General features: G+C 65.9%; 10 protein-coding genes and 1 pseudogene. 10 read left to right on the top strand and 1 reads right to left on the bottom strand.

Annotation, left to right across the window (positions count from 1 at the left end; genetic code table 11):
* Positions 1–405 precede the first annotated feature (405 nt).
* The 7 genes and pseudogenes from EJA05_RS08555 to EJA05_RS28715 all read left to right on the top strand — a co-directional run.
* Positions 406–1,365, top strand: coding sequence for an AAA family ATPase (locus tag EJA05_RS08555; RefSeq protein ID WP_125857941.1), 960 nt, complete (start codon positions 406–408; stop codon positions 1,363–1,365).
* Between the two features lie 4 nt (positions 1,366–1,369).
* Entirely contained in the window at positions 1,370–2,314 is a 945-nt protein-coding gene (locus EJA05_RS08550; protein WP_125857940.1) for a DUF58 domain-containing protein, read from the top strand.
* On the top strand, positions 2,311–2,805 hold the full coding sequence (locus tag EJA05_RS08545) for a DUF4381 domain-containing protein (RefSeq protein ID WP_125463290.1): 495 nt from the start codon (positions 2,311–2,313) through the stop codon (positions 2,803–2,805). Before EJA05_RS08550 ends, EJA05_RS08545 begins: the two co-directional genes overlap by 4 nt.
* Positions 2,798–3,874: a vWA domain-containing protein gene (locus tag EJA05_RS08540; protein ID WP_125463289.1), complete on the top strand. Its 1,077-nt coding sequence runs from the start codon at positions 2,798–2,800 to the stop codon at positions 3,872–3,874. Before EJA05_RS08545 ends, EJA05_RS08540 begins: the two co-directional genes overlap by 8 nt.
* Positions 3,871–5,589, top strand: a complete 1,719-nt coding sequence (locus EJA05_RS08535; protein WP_125857939.1) for a vWA domain-containing protein — start codon at positions 3,871–3,873, stop codon at positions 5,587–5,589. The genes EJA05_RS08540 and EJA05_RS08535 overlap by 4 nt, the downstream gene beginning before the upstream one ends.
* Positions 5,586–7,211, top strand: coding sequence for a BatD family protein (locus EJA05_RS08530; protein ID WP_125463287.1), 1,626 nt, complete (start codon positions 5,586–5,588; stop codon positions 7,209–7,211). The genes EJA05_RS08535 and EJA05_RS08530 overlap by 4 nt, the downstream gene beginning before the upstream one ends.
* Before the next feature lie 484 nt (positions 7,212–7,695).
* Positions 7,696–7,795: pseudogene (locus tag EJA05_RS28715) on the top strand (hypothetical protein); the annotation flags it as partial.
* A 1,091-nt stretch (positions 7,796–8,886) separates the two neighbouring features.
* Here the strand turns inward: EJA05_RS28715 and EJA05_RS08525 are convergent.
* Complete coding sequence (locus EJA05_RS08525) at positions 8,887–10,248, bottom strand: PAAR domain-containing protein (protein WP_125857938.1); 1,362 nt, start codon at positions 10,246–10,248, stop codon at positions 8,887–8,889.
* Positions 10,249–10,586: 338 nt separating this feature from the next.
* On the opposite strand from EJA05_RS08525, the gene EJA05_RS08520 reads away from it, so the two are divergent.
* The 3 genes from EJA05_RS08520 to EJA05_RS08510 are packed head-to-tail and all read left to right on the top strand — an operon-like array spanning position 10,587 to position 16,056.
* Positions 10,587–11,825 carry an exonuclease SbcCD subunit D C-terminal domain-containing protein gene (locus tag EJA05_RS08520; protein ID WP_125463286.1) on the top strand — a complete coding sequence of 413 codons (1,239 nt, stop codon included), beginning with the start codon at positions 10,587–10,589 and terminating at the stop codon, positions 11,823–11,825.
* Positions 11,822–15,466 (top strand): AAA family ATPase, encoded by a 3,645-nt coding sequence (locus EJA05_RS08515; protein ID WP_125857937.1) that lies wholly within the window; start codon positions 11,822–11,824, stop codon positions 15,464–15,466. Before EJA05_RS08520 ends, EJA05_RS08515 begins: the two co-directional genes overlap by 4 nt.
* Positions 15,463–16,056 carry a glutathione S-transferase gene (locus EJA05_RS08510; protein ID WP_125857936.1) on the top strand — a complete coding sequence of 198 codons (594 nt, stop codon included), beginning with the start codon at positions 15,463–15,465 and terminating at the stop codon, positions 16,054–16,056. Before EJA05_RS08515 ends, EJA05_RS08510 begins: the two co-directional genes overlap by 4 nt.
* Positions 16,057–16,089: the final 33 nt, after the last annotated feature.

The raw sequence follows: 16,089 nt of genomic DNA, 5'->3' as shown, positions 1-16,089 counted from the left end.
TCCCACAGTTTGTTTCGGGCCAGTCTCTCCTGTGCCATTACCTGGTCCGCCTTGTTGGCACGACGCGGTAGTGAGGTGGGCACCACTGGCGCCTCACCTGACTTGAGACATGCGCCTAGGCGGGCAGCGGTACCCTCACAGGCATAATTGGCCCGAAACAGACTGTGGGAGCGGGTTTACCCGCGAAGCGCCGCTCGGGCGGCGCTCGATCTGTGCCCCAACCCCAAAACCAAGGCGAACACCCGGTGGCCCTGACGCAATTCCCAGCCGCCCTCACACACCCTTTCTTTTCAAGATTTTTACCCCCGCCCATTAGGCCCCGCACCCCCGGATAGATTAAAGTATCCCCCCGCCCGGCAACCGCGCCCCAGCGCACCCCAGGCCCACTCCCAGGAACCGTCGACGATGGAACACCGTGAGGCGCTGAACGCGCTGCGCACCTTTCTCTCTTCCCAGATCCTCGGCCAGGAAAAACTGGTCGAGCGCCTGCTGATCGTGCTGCTGGCCGACGGCCACATGCTCGTGGAGGGGGCTCCGGGCCTGGCCAAGACCAAGGCCATCAAAGAGCTCGCCGAGGGCATCGAAGCCGAGTTCCATCGCATCCAGTTCACCCCCGACCTGCTCCCCGCCGACATCACCGGCACCGAAATCTACCGCCCGGAAACCGGCAGTTTCGTGTTCCAGCAGGGGCCGATCTTCCACAACCTGGTGCTGGCCGACGAAATCAACCGTGCCCCGGCCAAGGTCCAGTCGGCGCTGCTCGAAGCCATGGCCGAGCGCCAGGTCAGCGTCGGGCGCAGCACCTACGAGCTGTCGCCGCTGTTCCTGGTGATGGCCACGCAGAACCCGATCGAGCAGGAAGGCACCTACCCGCTGCCCGAAGCCCAACTCGACCGCTTCCTTATGCACGTGAAGATCGGTTTCCCCGACGCTGCAGTCGAGCGGCGCATCCTGCTGCAGGCCCGCGGCGAAGCACTGGGCGGCGAGGTGAAACCCGAGCGGCGGGTCAGCCAGCAGGCCATCTTCGCCGCACGCAAGGAAATCCTCGGCCTGTACATGGCCGACGCCGTGGAGGAATACCTGGTGCAACTGGTGATGGCCACGCGTACCCCGGCCAAGTTCGACAGCGAACTGGCCGACTGGATCGCCTATGGCGCCAGCCCGCGCGGCTCGATCGCCCTGGACCGCTGCGCACGCGCCCACGCCTGGCTGGCCGGGCGCGACTTCGTCAGCCCCGAGGACATCCAGGCGGTGCTGTTCGACGTGCTGCGCCACCGCATCATCCTGTCGTTCGAGGCCGAGGCCGCGGGGGTCGACCAGGACCGCGTGGTGCAGCGCATCCTCGACGTCGTCGCCGTCGCCTGAACCCATGCCCACCCGCACGCTGGCCGACTCCGGCATCCGCATCGGCCTCGCCGACTTGATCGACATGCGCCACCGTGTGCGCGAAATCCAGCTGTTCTCGCGGCCCGGGCAACGCAGCCCGCTGGTGGGCCTGCACCACTCCAAGCTGCGCGGGCGCGGGGTGGACTTCGACCAGGTGCGGGTCTACCAGGCCGGCGACGATGTGCGCAACATCGACTGGCGCGTCACCGCGCGCACCCAGGAGCCGCACACCAAGCTGTTCCATGAGGAGCGCGAGCGGCCGATCTTCATCATGGTCGAACAGAGCCAGCGCCTGTTCTTCGGTTCAGGGCTGATGTTCAAGTCGGTGCTGGCGGCCCAGGCCGCTGCCCTGTTCGGCTGGGCCGCGCTGGGCCACAACGACCGTATCGGCGGCCTGGTGTTCGGCGACAACGAGCACCTGGAGATCAAGCCCCGGCGCAGCAAGCAAAGCCTGCTGCAGTTGCTCAACCGCCTGGCGAAGGTCAACCAGGCCCTGCATACCGAAGCCCTGCCCCAGGCCGACAGCCTCGGCCTGGCCCTGCGCCGGGCGCGGGAGGTGCTGCGCCCGGGCAGCCTGGCCATCGTCATCTGCGACGAACGCGCCCTCAGCGCCAGCGTCGAGCAACACCTGGCGATGCTCTCGCGCCATTGCGATGTGCTGCTGTTGCCGGTCAGCGACCCGCTGGACCACGCCCTGCCCGCCGCCGGCTTGTTGCGCTTCGCCCAGCGCGGTGCGCAACTGGAACTCGACACCCTCGACGCCAACCTGCGCCAGGCTTACCGCCAGCAGGCCGAAGCACGCATCGAGCGCTGGGAGTTGCTGGCGCAAAAACTGCGGGTAGTGCTGATGCCACTGAGCACCCAGAGCGAAATGATCGAGCAACTGCGCGAATACCTGAATGCCCAGCGCTCCGGGAGCCGCCAATGAACCCGTTGGATCAGCTGCAGCCTCTGATCGCCCCGGCGCCGATCGGCCTGTGGCCACCGGCGCCGGGCTGGTGGCTGCTGCTGGCCCTGCTGCCGTTGCTGGCCTGGGGTGCCTGGCGCCTGCGCCGCTGGCGCCCAGGCAAGCGCAAGGTGGTGCGTGCCGAACTGCCGCTGGACCCGGTGCGCGTCGAAGCGCTGGCAGAGCTGGCGCGCCTGCCGCGCCCCTACGACGGTGTGCCGGCCGGCGCCTGGCTGCAGCAGATCAACGCCCTGCTCAAACGCCTGTGCCGCAACCACTACCCCGGCGCCAACAGCCATACCCTCAATGGCCGGCAATGGCTGGCCTTCCTCGACAACCGCTGCCCGGCCGCCGGCCTGACACGCTGGATGGTGCTGGTCGAAGGCGCCTACAAGCCCGAGTGCAAGCTCGACGATAAAGCCATCGCCGGGCTCGCCCAGGCGGTCGAAACCTGGATCCGCAAGCATGTTTGAACTGGCCTGGCCGTGGCTCCTGGCGCTGTTCCCACTGCCCTGGCTGGCGCGCCTGGTGCTGCCCGCCGCCGACAGTGGCGAGCCGGTGCTCAAGGTCGGCTTCCTCGACGAGCTCGAAGGCCTGGCCGGGCGCCGCGCACGGCTGAACCTGCCGACCTGGCGCCAACAGGCGCCGTTCATCCTGATCTGGTTGCTGTTGCTGCTGGCCGCCGCCCGCCCGCAATGGCTGGGCGAGCCGGTGCCGGTGTCGGCCAGCGGCCGCGACCTGCTGGTGGCGGTGGATGTGTCCGGTTCCATGGACTTTCCCGACATGCAGTGGCAAGGCGAGGAAATCAGCCGGCTGGACCTGGTCAAGGCCCTGATGGGCGACTTCCTCCAGGACCGCCAGGGCGACCGGGTCGGGCTGATCCTGTTCGGCAGCCAGGCCTACCTGCAGGCCCCGCTGACCTTCGACCGGCGTACCGTGCGCACCTTCCTCGACGAAGCGCAGATTGGCATCGCCGGCAAGAACACCGCCGTCGGCGACGCCATCGGCCTGGCGGTCAAGCGCCTGCGCCAGCGCCCGGCACAAAGCCGGGTGCTGGTGCTGATTACCGACGGCGCCAACAACGGCGGGCAGATACACCCGCTGACCGCCGCCCGCCTGGCGGCCCAGGAAGGTGTGCGCATCTATACCATCGGCATCGGCGCCAACCCCGAGGCCAGCGGCACCCCCGGCCTGCTCGGGCTGAACCCGAGCCTGGACCTGGACGAGGCCTCGCTCAAGGAGATTGCCGACATCACCCACGGCAGCTACTTCCGTGCCCATGACGGCGCTGAGCTCAACGCCATCGGCGACACCCTCGACCAATTGGAACCGGTGGCCCAGCAACCCACCCAGGCCCGCACCGCCAGCGAGCTGTACGCCTGGCCGCTGGCCCTGGCCCTGCTGCTCAGCGTGCTGCTGGTGGTAGCCGTGCAGTGGCCGGACAACCTGCTGCAACGCCTGCTGCGCAAACCGCGCTTTCTGCAGCCGCACCCCGAATGGCGCCAGCGCCTCAAACGCCTGCGCCTGAGGAGGCGGCGATGATCGAACTCTGGCCGCAATGGCTACGCCCACTCTGGCTGCTGGTAGTGCCCCTGCTCGGCTGGCTGCTGTTCAAGCTCTGGCACCGGCGCAAGCGTGCCGGGCGCTGGCAGCTGATCCTGCCCCAGCAGTTCCACGCCGTGCTACTCGGTGGCGGCAGCGGCAGCACCAGCAAATTGCCGTGGGTCGCCCTGGGCCTGGCCTGGCTGCTGGTGGTGCTGGCCCTGCTCGGGCCAAGCTGGCAGCGCCTTGAAGAAACCCGCCAGCGCCCCGCCGACCCGCTGGTGATCCTGCTCGAGCTCACCCCGCAGATGCTCGCCGAAGACACCGCGCCCAACCGCCTGGAGCAGGCCCGGCGCAAGATCCTCGACCTGCTCGAACACCGGCGTGACAGCCAGACCGCGCTGGTGGTCTACGCCGGCTCCGCGCACACCCTGGTGCCGCTGTCCGACGACCTCGGTACCACGCGCAATCTGCTCGAATCGATCGACCCGTCGATCATGCCCCAGCCCGGCCAGCGCGCCGACCTGGCCGTGCAGAAAGGCCTCTCGCTGCTGGCCCAGAGCGGCCTTGGCCAGGGCCGCCTGCTGCTGATCGGCTCGGCCCTGAGCGAACAGGAGCGCGACGGCATCACCAAGGCCCTGGGCCGCCAGGGCCCAAGCCTGTTGATGCTGGGCATTGGCAGCACTGAAGGCGCGCCCGTGCGTCAGGCCAACGGCGAGTACCTCAAGGACGATCAGGGCGGCATCCTCATGCCGCGCCTGGACAGCGCCGCGCTCAAGAGTTTCATCAATGGCACCGGCGGGCGCTACCGCCATGCCCGGATCGACGACCTCGACCTGCGCGGCCTGGGCCTGTTCGACAACCCACGCCTGCTGCGCAACGACGGCCAGACCGTGCAACTGGACAGCTGGGCCGACCAGGGTTACTGGCTGTTGCTGCCCCTGCTGCTGCTGGCCGCCTGCGCCGGTCGACGCGGTTGGCTGTTCTGCCTGCCGCTGCTGCTGGCGCTGCCGCAACCGAGCCAGGCCTTCGAGTTCAATGACCTGTGGCTAAGGCCGGACCAGCAGGGCCAGCAGTTGCTCCTGCGCCAGCAACCGGCGGCGGCCGCGCGCCACTTCCAGGACCCGCAATGGCGCGGCATGGCCCTGTACCAGGCCGGCGACTTCGCGGGCGCCGCCGCCGCCTTCGCCCAAGGCAGCGACGCCGCCGCCCACTACAATCGAGGCAATGCCCTGGCCCGCGCCGGCGAGCTGGAAGCGGCGCTGGACGCCTACGAACAGGCGCTGGAGCGCCAGCCCGACCTGAAGCCGGCGCTGGACAACCAGGCCCTGGTCCAGCAGCTGCTGCAACAGCGCGAGGCCAAGGCCGAGGAACCGCCGGCCAATGCCGATGCCCAGGACACACCCGGCACCGACAACCAAGGCAACAGCAGTTCATCCAGCGCCCAGGGAACCCCTGGCGCCGATGAGCAGGCCCAGCCAGAGCAGTCCGCCGAAAATGCCAACGGCAACACCAGCCAGGCAGCGCCGGGCACTGCCGGGGGCAACGATGACAGTGTCACCCAGCCGCCACAGCGGCCGGTCTCCACCAGCCTCGACGCCGAACAGCGCCAGGCCCTGGAACAATGGCTGCGCGAGATCCCCGACAACCCGGCGGAGCTGTTGCGGCGCAAATTCTGGTATGAACAGCAATTGCATCAGGAAACCTCACGATGAGTCGCCTCGGCGTCTTGATTTTCACCCTGCTGTGGGCCCTGGCGGCCCAGGCCGAGCTCACCCTAAAGGCCAGTGTCGACCGCACGCGCCTGGAAGCCGGCGAAACCCTCGAGCTCACCCTCGAGAGCCAGGACGTCACCCAGTTCGGCAAACCCGACCTGCATGCCCTCGACGCCGACTTCGAGGTGCGTGGCACGCGCCAGCTCAACAGCCTGCACAGCCTTGACGGCGAAACCCGCGCCAGCACCCGCTGGATCATCACCCTGCTGCCGCGGCGCAGCGGCAGCCTGCGCATCCCCGAACTGCAACTGGGGCAGTCCCACAGCCAGGCCATCGACCTGCAAGTGCAGCAGGCCGACAGCCAACGCCCGGACGTCGCCTCCCAGGTGTTCGTCGAGACCACCCTGGACAGCAACGAGGTGTATGTGCAGGCCCAGGCCGTGCTCACCTTGCGCATCTATCATTCGGTGGCGCTGTACGACGACAGCAGCCTCAGCCCGCTGCAACTGGACAACGCCAAGGTCGACCCGCTGGGTGAGTCGCGCACCTATGAAAAAGACATCAACGGCGTGCGCCACGGGGTGATCGAAACCCGCTACGCGCTCTACCCGCAGCAAAGTGGCGAGCTCGAAATCCCACCGCTGCAGTTCACCGCCACCGCCGCAGACAACGGCACGCAAGCGGCCGGCAGCCCCCGGGTCGGCCGCCAGGTGCAGGTCAGCTCGCTGCCGTTGCGCCTGACCGTCAAGCCAATCCCCGCCAACTATCCGAAAGACCGCCCCTGGCTGCCGGCACGCAACCTGACCCTGGAAGAGCACTGGTACCCCGACCCAGCAAGCCAGCCTACCCAGATCGGCGACTCGCTGACGCGCAATGTCACCCTGCGCGCCGACGGGCTGTCGAGCACCCAGCTGCCGCCGCTGCCGGCCACCGAGGCAGTCGGCCTGCGCCGCTACCCGGACCAGCCGCTGCTGCGCAACGAGATCAGCGAGCGCGGCATGGTCGCCAACCGCGAAGAGCGCGAGGCGCTGGTGCCCACCCACAGTGGCGAGTTGGCCCTGCCGGCGCTGGAGGTGACCTGGTGGAACACCCTCGAAGACCACCTTCAGCAGACCAGCCTGCCGGCGCGCACCCTCAGCGTGCAGGACAACCCGGCGCTCAGCGCCGACACCCCGGTCGGCGACAGCAGCAGCGCCAGCCGCCTGCTGTGGCCCTGGCAACTGGCCACGCTGATCCTGGCGCTGACCACCCTGCTCGGCTTCACCCTGTGGTGGCGCGCCCGCTCGCAACCGGCGGTGTTGCGCGCCGCGCAGACCGGCCCGAGCCCGCGCACACTGCTCGACGACCTCAAGCGTGCCTGCCAGGCCAACGACCCCCAGGCCACGCGCCAGGCGCTCGACGCCTGGGCGCGGCAGCAGCCGGAGACCCTGGCCGAGATGGCGGCGCGCTTCGTGCCGTTGTCGGATGCGCTGGATGGTTTGAACGGGGCGTTGTACAGCGAGAGCGGCCAGTATTGGCACGGGGATGAACTGTGGCGGGCGATCGGCGACATTCCCCGGGCCGAGCAGGTGCTGGCGCCGGCGGGTGAGGCGGGGAGCTTGCCGCCGTTGTATCCGAAATAGCTAGGGTTGGGCTTTTTGGGGTTTTGAGATCTATCGTGCGAGGGCGGCGAGGTGCCAGGCGACAGTCTTGCAGCGCTCTCGAGATCGAGCGCCGCCCGCGCGGCGCTTCGCGGGTAAACCCGCTCCCACAGTTTGTTTCGGGCCAATTATTCCTGTGAAAGTATCGGCGCCTGCCTTGGTGCATGTCTTGAGCCATGTGGGGCGGCGGCAACGCCCACACTGAAACCGCGTCGTGCCAACAAGGCGGACCAGGTGCTGACACAGGAGAGACTGGCCCGAAACAAACGGTGGGAGCGGGTTTACCCGCGAAGCGCCGCGCGGGCGGCGCTCGATCTTGTAGGCGCTACAACTCTTTCGGCGAACACATCAAGGCCGAAACTCCGATCCAACCTCAGCACCACACCCCTGGCTCCAATTCCCCCCCGATGAGTTACCATACCGCCCCCACCGATATGCCCCCTGCCGCTCATCCAACGGATCTTCCATGCGTCTGTTTCACACCTCCGACTGGCACCTTGGCCAGAGCCTGCATGGCCAGGAACGACTTATTACATGCCTGCTTCCTCGACTGGCTACTCGGCCAAGAGATCCCCCAACGCAGGTCCTCGTGCTACCCCAAGCTCAAACCACAGACTACTGCAAGGCATCAAAGCCTTACCTGAATTATCACTTTCTCAAGGTACAACCCTCACAAATGACACCAAGAGAAAAAGCATTCCCAGCCCTATAAATAAACAATAGCTACTCACTTTCATGCAGCATTTCAAATATTCAGGGAAATCTCGCCAGTCGTTAGCGTCCAACCATCCACGGCGGAACCCGTGTGATGGCCAAACCGCAGCAAGGCTCATAGCACTAACGATCAACATCCGAGACCGCAACCTCGTCGCCCCCCAAAGAACAAGCTCATCCTGCAGGCCACTGCTGCGCCCAAAGGCACGACACATGACGTGAAAGTGGCGTGAACCCGCAATATAGGCATTAACGACGAGCCCGACAATCAACAAAAGAAATGGAGTCACCAGCAACAGCAGCTTTACAACAACAGAGCCCCCACTGACATCAATCATATTCAGCATTATAAATAACCCCCATCGAGCTGCTAGCGTTCGGCGTTTTCTGCGCACAAGGAAAGCCCGCATGACCAGCAACCGCTTCAAGGTCATTGCCGCAGGTGATCGCTATGGTCTATCGCATCGTGATCTACCGCAAAGGCCAAGTCCTCGACGGTGACCGCATCACCACAACCTCCATTAATAGCCGAGATGATTGACCCCGCAACTATTATGTCCGTTTCAGCTCAACAAATAGCTCAATGACGGCTGCCCAAACCAAAGAAACATAGACACAGACAATAGCGGCTCTTATACGCCTCTTGAGATAGGCAGGAAAGTTTTGATAGTCCTCCGAATCCAGATCACCCCGCCTAAACGATAACCCTGGCCAGATTAGCACTCCCGCAATAGCACCCACCGTCATCAATCGGAGCTTTAATGTAAACCCCCCTCCTCGCCTCAACTAATCATGCAAACATTTACTTCTCTGAAGCGCTTCACACATCAAATCAAAGTGCCTCGAGGAAGCGATATGCGCACTGATTCCTATGCCTGTGAGCCCAGTTAAAAAGGGTGTAATCAATACTGCGATTTTCACACCTGCCGGCCAATCATTCAGATCAATCATAGAATGTCTCGTAAATTGTCTCTCCAACATACTCAGCGGCTTGCCCCAAGAACGAACTGCCTGCAAAAGAACCTGCCCCAACTGTTGCTATTGCGCAGACTGCTCGCCCCCACGGGCCGAAGTAGCAAACGTACTTGATTGCCGACTGCCCGGCCAAAGCGCCAGCTGTTCCTCCGGCCAACCCTCCAGCAAAGCTACCTGTCTCAGTGAACCGAATCCGTTTGCACTCTTCGGTCTCCCTCGCCCGGCACGCCTCGTAGATCTTCATGTACGACGAAGTCGCCCCCACCCCCACCGCCACATGCCCGCCGTACTTCAGGTACTTGGTCATCTTCGCCACCTCATCCAGGTGCGTCGCATACCCAGGGATCGCCCCCGGAGCGCCGGCCTTCGACCAGTGATGCACCAGGCTCTTGGTCGAGATCCCCAGCCCACGACGCAAATCCTCGTGCTGCCCCAGGCTCAGGTACTTGCCGAGAAACGCGCTGCGCAGCTGTGCGTTCAGCTGGCCATACAGCGCCTTGCGCTCGGCGAAGAACTGCGGGCTGTTCAGGTGCCGGTGCGCAACGAACTCGCGCTGGTGCAAACGCTCGATGCCTTTGAGCGTGTCTTCCACCTGCCCCAGCCCCCGCGACAGCATGTCCTTGCCCACCCCCATCGACTGGCTCGCGCCGTTGAGCACACCGGCGATCTCGGCCATGTGTCGCATCATGAAGTCGGCTTCTTCGGTGCTGAGCTGCGCCAGCGACGCCCGGGCACTGCGGGCCGCAGCCATCAGTTCGGCTTCTTCGCGAGTGCAGGCGTAGCTGTGCTCGGAGGCGCCAAGCACGAATAGCTCGCCCGCCTTGAAGCCCTGGTCGAAGGTGGGGTTGAGGCGACGCACCAGCGACAGCGGCAGGTTGCCCGGCAGCGCGGCCAGCTGTTGCAGCACCTGCTCGCCGGTCATGCTGCGCGGCACGATGTAGAAACCGGGTTGCAGCCCTGCAGGGGTCGCCATGGCGACTTGTGGGGTGGGTGTGGCGCGTTCAGCAGCCACCGGTGAAGTGACAGGCGCCTTGGCCGGGGCGGCCTGGGACGATGCGATCAGGCGGTTGCTGCCCAGCGGGCAGCCACAGCGCACGCGGGCGCCGTCGACGACGGTGGGTACGCCATCCTGGAGGAAGCGCTGTTCGCCGTCGATGAGGGTGCCCACCTGTCCGCACTTCGGGCAGGCGGTGGTCTGGTCGCCTTCGAGCAGCCAGGCGCGGCCATTTACGTTACCCGCTGCGCGGTCTCCGATGCAGGTGGCGCCGGTGGTGGTGCGGTCGCCCACCAGGCCCTGCCCCTTGCCGAAAATCACAATGCGATAGGTCATGGGCGGTCACCTGCGGCGATGCCCTTGAAAGAGTTGCGGGTCATGCGGCCTTTCCTTTGTACGCAGAAAACGCCGAACGCTAGCAGCTCGATGACGCCTCCGACGGCGCCGAAAGCAGATCAAGAAACGTCCTACGGCAACGACGGAACACTCACTCGAACATGCGTTGTCCTGAACAAAAAAACTCGGCAAGAACTAGTGATATCTGTCAGAGGCTTAGGCCCATCTTTCGCCCCATTCGCAATCGAGGTGGCACAGCGAAAGCGAGCTTACCCCGCAATGGGTTACCATACCGCCCTCACCCCAACGCCCTCTGCCGCTCATCCAACGGATCTTCCATGCGTCTGTTTCACACCTCCGACTGGCACCTTGGCCAGAGCCTGCATGGCCAGGAACGCGACTTCGAACACGCCTGCTTCCTCGACTGGCTGCTCGGCCAACTGCACCTGCGCCAGCCCGATGCGCTGCTGATCGCCGGCGACATCTTCGACACCGTCAACCCGCCGGTCAAAGCCCAGGAACGCCTGTACGACTTCATCGTCCAGGCCCATGAGCAGCAGCCCAAGCTGGATATCGTGATGATCGCCGGCAACCACGACTCCGGCTCGCGCATCGAGCTGCCGGCGCCGCTGATGCGCCGCCTGCGCACCCATGCCCTGGGCCGGGTGCACTGGCTGGACGAAGGCCAGCTGGACGCCGAGCGACTGCTGATCCCGCTGACCAACGCCCGCGGCAAGGTGGCAGCCTGGTGCCTGGCCCTGCCGTTCCTGCGCCCGGCCGAAGTCACCGGTCCGGCGCTGGGGGACGATTACCTGCAAGGCATCACCCAGGTGCACGAGCAACTGATCGCGGCAGCGCAGAAAAAGCGCAAGAAGGATCAGGCGCTGGTCGCCATCAGCCATGCGCACATGGCCGGCGGCAGCATCTCGGAAGACTCCGAGCGCAGCCTGATCATCGGCAATGCCGAAGCCCTGCCGGCGCGGCTGTTCGACAAGGCCATCGGCTACGTTGCCCTTGGCCACCTGCACAAACCGCAGAAGGTCAACCGCGAGAACCGCATCCGCTACAGCGGCGCGCCGATCCCGCTGTCGTTCGCCGAGATCAACTACCCGCACCAGGTGCTGGAAGTGGAGCTCGACGGCAGCGAACTGGTCAGCGTTGAACCACGCCTGGTCCCGCGCGCGGTGGCCTTGCAGCGGGTCGGCCCGGCCCCGCTGGGCGAACTGCTGGTGCAGCTCGGCGAACTGCCAGTGATCGACCTGCTCGAAGACCCCAACCGCCAACCCTGGCTGGAAGTTCGGGTAGTGCTGGACGAGCCGCAGCCCGACCTGCGCCAGCAGATCGAGGTTGCCCTGCAGGGCAAGGCGGTGCGCCTGGTGCGCATCAGCGCCGAGTACGCAGGCGCGGGCCGCCAGGAAGACGACGAACTCGCCTTCGTTGAATTGGCCCAGATGACCCCGCAGGACCTGTTCGGCCGCGCCTGGCAGCAGGCCTACGGCAACCCCGCCGACGAGCAGGCCCTGGCCGATTTTGCCGAGCTGCTGCAGGACGTCCTGCACGAAGAGGAGCAGCCATGAAGATTCTTGCCATCCGCCTGAAGAACCTCGCCTCGCTGGCCGGGCCGATCGACATCGATTTCACCGCAGAGCCCCTGGCCAGCGCTGGCCTGTTCGCCATCACCGGGCCCACCGGCGCCGGCAAGAGCACCCTGCTCGATGCCCTGTGCCTGGCCTTGTTCGGCACTGTGCCGCGGCTGAACGACATTGCCCGGGAAGCCAAGGTGCCCGACGCCGACGGCGACATCCCCACCTCGGACCCGCGCAATCTGCTGCGCCGCGGCACCGGCAGCGGTTTTGCCGAGGTCGACTTCGTCGGCATCGACGGCAGCCGCTACCGCGCCCGCTGGGAAGCCAACCGCGCCCGCGAGAAAGCCAATGGCAAGCTGCAGAACAGCCGCCAGAGCCTGTACGACCTGGACAGCGAACAGCTGCTTGGCAGTGGCAAGAATGAGTACAAGCAATTGATCGAAGCCCGCCTGGGGCTGAACTTCGAACAGTTCACCCGCGCGGTAATGCTGGCCCAGAGCGAGTTCGGCGCCTTCCTCAAGGCCGACGACAAAGAGCGCAGCGAGCTGCTGGAAAAGCTCACCAACACGGCAATCTATACCCGCCTCGGCCAACGCGCCTTCAGCAAGGCGCGGGAAACCGGCGAACGCCACAACGACCTGAAGAAGCAGGCCGAGCACCTGCTGCCGATGGCAAGCGACGCCCGCGCCCTGCTCGACCAGCAACTGGACCAGGCCCAGCAGCAGTTCAAGGCCGACCAGGCCCGCCAGCGCCAGCTGGAACAGCAGCGCGTCTGGTTCGACGAACAACGCCAGCTGCAAGCCCAGCACGGCGAAGCCCATGCAGCCTTGCAAGCCGCCGAGCACAATTGGCAGCAACTGGCCGAACCGCGCCTCGACCTGCAGCGCCTGGAGCGCCTTGCACCGCAGCGTCACCAGTTCCATCGCCAGCAGGATCTGGCCGGGCAATTGGCGCCGCTGGCCGTGGCGATTGCCGAACAGCAGCGCCAACAAAGCGAACTGCATAGCCGCACCAGCGAACTCGAGCAGGCACTGGAAACGGCGCGCCAGGCCCTGGCCCAGCATCAGGCCCAGCACAGCGATAACGCCCCGCGTCTGCGCCAGGCATTCGCCGCCCAAGGCGACCTCGCCCGCCTCGACAAAGAACTGGGCGAACAACGCGCAGCCTGCCAGCAGGCTGCGCAGGAAGTCAGCGACGCTGAGCAACACCTGCAGCAGTTGCAAGAAAGCCAGCTGCGCAGCCAGCAGCAACTGGCGCAGATCGATGCGGCATTGGCCGACAGTGAACACCTGGGTAGCCTGGCCAACGCCTGGCAGGCCTATCTGCCGCAATTGAAGCAAGTGATGCTGATCGGCGGCCGGCTGGCCAAGGGCCGCGAGGAGTTGCCAGGCCTGCAGGCCCAGGTGAGCCAGGCCAATGCCCAGCTGCAAGCCCAGCGCGACAACTTCGAGATGCTGTTCCGCGAAGCCGGGGCCGAACCCCATGCGCTGGCCGAGCAGATCGACCTGCTCGGCGCCATGCTCCAGGACAACCGCAAGCAGCAGCGCGCTGTCGAGGAGCTTGCCCGCCTGCATGGCCGTGAGCTGGAACTGCGCCAGGCGATCGACGCCCTGCGCGATCGCCAGCAGCAGGCCATGCAGCAGCGCCAGCAACTGATCGGCGCAGGCACCGCGGCCAAGAGCGAGCTGGAAAGCGCCGAGCAGGCCCTGACACTGACCCGCCAGTTGCTTGATCGCCAGCGCCTGGCGCGCAACACCAGCGTCGAAGAACTGCGCGCCCAACTGCGCGATGGCGAGCCGTGCCCGGTATGCGGCAGCGCCGAGCACCCGTTCCATCAGCCAGAAGCCTTGCTGCACAGCCTGGGCCGCCACGACCAGGCCGAGGAGGAGGCAGCGCAGAAACAAGTCGAACACCTCAACGCCAGGCTGGTGGAGCTGCGTACCGAACTGGGCGTGGTCAACGCCCAGCTCAAGGATTATCAGCAGCAACAGCTCACGCTGAGCAAACAGCTACAGCCGTTGCTCGAACAGGTTCAGGCCCATGCCCTGTGGCCGGCGCTCGCGCCCCAGGACGACAAGGCTCGTAGCGCCTGGCTCGACGGCCAGTTGCGCCGCCTGGGCGACGAGATCGACCGCGACGAGAAACGCCAGGGCGCCCTGCTCGCCTTGCAAAAGGACGCCGCTCGCCTCACCCAGCAGCTACAGACTGCCAGCGAGGCCCAGCAGCAGGCCCAGCGCCACCTCGACCAGCAACACCAAGCCCTGGCGGCCGACCAGCAGCAACTGGAACAGGGCCTGAACGACCTGGCCAGCGTGCTGCCCCAGGACATTCTCCAGGCGCTGCGCGACGACCCGGCCCAGGCCTTCCTCGGTCTTGACCAGCAGATTGCCCTGCGCCGCCAGCAACTCGACCAGCGCAAGGACGAACAGGAAGAACAACAGGCCCGCCAGCAGCAGCTGGACAAGCTGCGCGACCAGCAACAGGCCCGGCAGCACAATCAGCAGCAACTGCTGCAGAAAATCGCCGCACTGGACGAACAGCGCCAGCAGGCCCAGGCCACCCTCGGCGAGCTGCTCGGCGAGCAGGCCAGCGCCGAAGCCTGGCAGCAGCATATGGAGTCACAGCTGGAACAGGCTCGCGCTGCCGACGCCGACACTGCCCAGCGCTTGCAGGCATTGCGTACCCAGGGCGTGCAACTGGCCGCTGAACTCAACGCCAACAGCCAGCGCCAGCAGGCCCTGGAGCACGAGCACCAGCAGCTGCAGGGCGCAATCGCCCAATGGCGCAGCAGCCACCCGGAACTGGACGACGCCGGCCTCGACCGCCTGCTGGCCATCGACGACGCCCAGCTCGGTGAGCTGCGCCAACAGTTGCAGGCGGCGGAGAAGGCCATCGAGCAAGGCCGGGTACTGTTGCAGGAGCGCGAGCAGCGCCTGCAGCAACATGCTGCCCAAGCCCATGGAGAACTGCCGGTCGAAGCGCTGGAGCAGAGCCTCGCCGAGCTGCAACAGCAGTTGGTCGCCCAGGAGCAGCAATGCGCCGAACTGCGCGCCCAGCAGGCTGACGATCAACGCCGCCAGCAGGCACACCAGGCCCTGGCCGAACAGATCGACCAGGCCTATCAGCAGTGGCAACGCTGGGCACGCCTGAGCGCCCTGATCGGTTCCGCCTCGGGCGATGTGTTCCGCAAGATCGCCCAGGGCTACAACCTCGACCTGTTGCTGCACCACGCCAACAGCCAGCTACGCCAACTGGCCCGGCGCTATCGCCTCAAGCGCGGCGGCAGTGCCTTGGGCCTGCTGGTGCTGGACACCGAGATGGGCGACGAACTGCGTTCGGTGCATTCGCTGTCGGGCGGCGAAACCTTCCTGGTCTCGCTGGCACTGGCACTGGGCCTGGCCTCGATGGCTTCCAGCACCTTGCGCATCGAATCGCTGTTCATCGACGAGGGCTTCGGCAGCCTCGACCCCGAGTCGCTGCAACTGGCCATGGACGCTCTCGACGGCTTGCAGGCCCAGGGCCGCAAAGTGGCGGTGATCTCCCACGTACAGGAGATGCACGAGCGCATCCCGGTGCAGATCCAGGTGCGCCGGCAAGGTAACGGTCTGAGCGATGTCGAGGTGAGCGGGTGATCCTTTACTCGTTCCGCCGCTGCCCTTGGGCCATGCGTGCGCGCCTGGCCCTGCGCTATGCGCAGTGCCCGGTGGCGATTGTCGAGGTGGCGATGAAGAACAAGCCGGCCGAGCTGCTGGCACTGTCGCCCAAAGGCACGGTGCCAGTGCTTGATACCGGGGATGGGGTGCTGGAAGAGAGCCTGGATATCATGCGCTGGGCCCTTTCCCGGCATGACCCCGAGGACTGGCGCCTGCTGGCCGACCCAGCGGCGGCACAACGGGCCGATGCGCTGATCGCGCGTAACGACAGCACGTTCAAGGCCCAGGTGAGCCTGTACAAATATGCCGAGCGCTACCCCGAGCATTCCCGGGAGCATTACCGGCAACAGGCCGAAGCGTGGCTGGTGGAGCTGGAAAGCCTGCTCGAAGGCAGGCCTTACCTGCTGGCCGACCACCCGAGCCTGGCCGATGCCGCTTTGCTGCCCTTGATGCGCCAGTTTGCCGGGGTCGAACCTGAGTGGTTCGCCGAGGCGGCTTATCCGCGGGTGCGGAGCTGGTTGCAGGGCCTGCTGGAATCGGACCTGTTCAAGGCCATCATGGCCAGGTGAAGCAGCTTCAAGTTACGAGCCTCAAGCGCCAAG

This window comes from Pseudomonas oryziphila, from assembly GCF_003940825.1.
GTDB lineage: Bacteria > Pseudomonadota > Gammaproteobacteria > Pseudomonadales > Pseudomonadaceae > Aquipseudomonas > Aquipseudomonas sichuanensis.
Note: the sequence above shows the minus strand (reverse complement) of the source record. Positions and strands in the feature narration are given on the sequence as shown.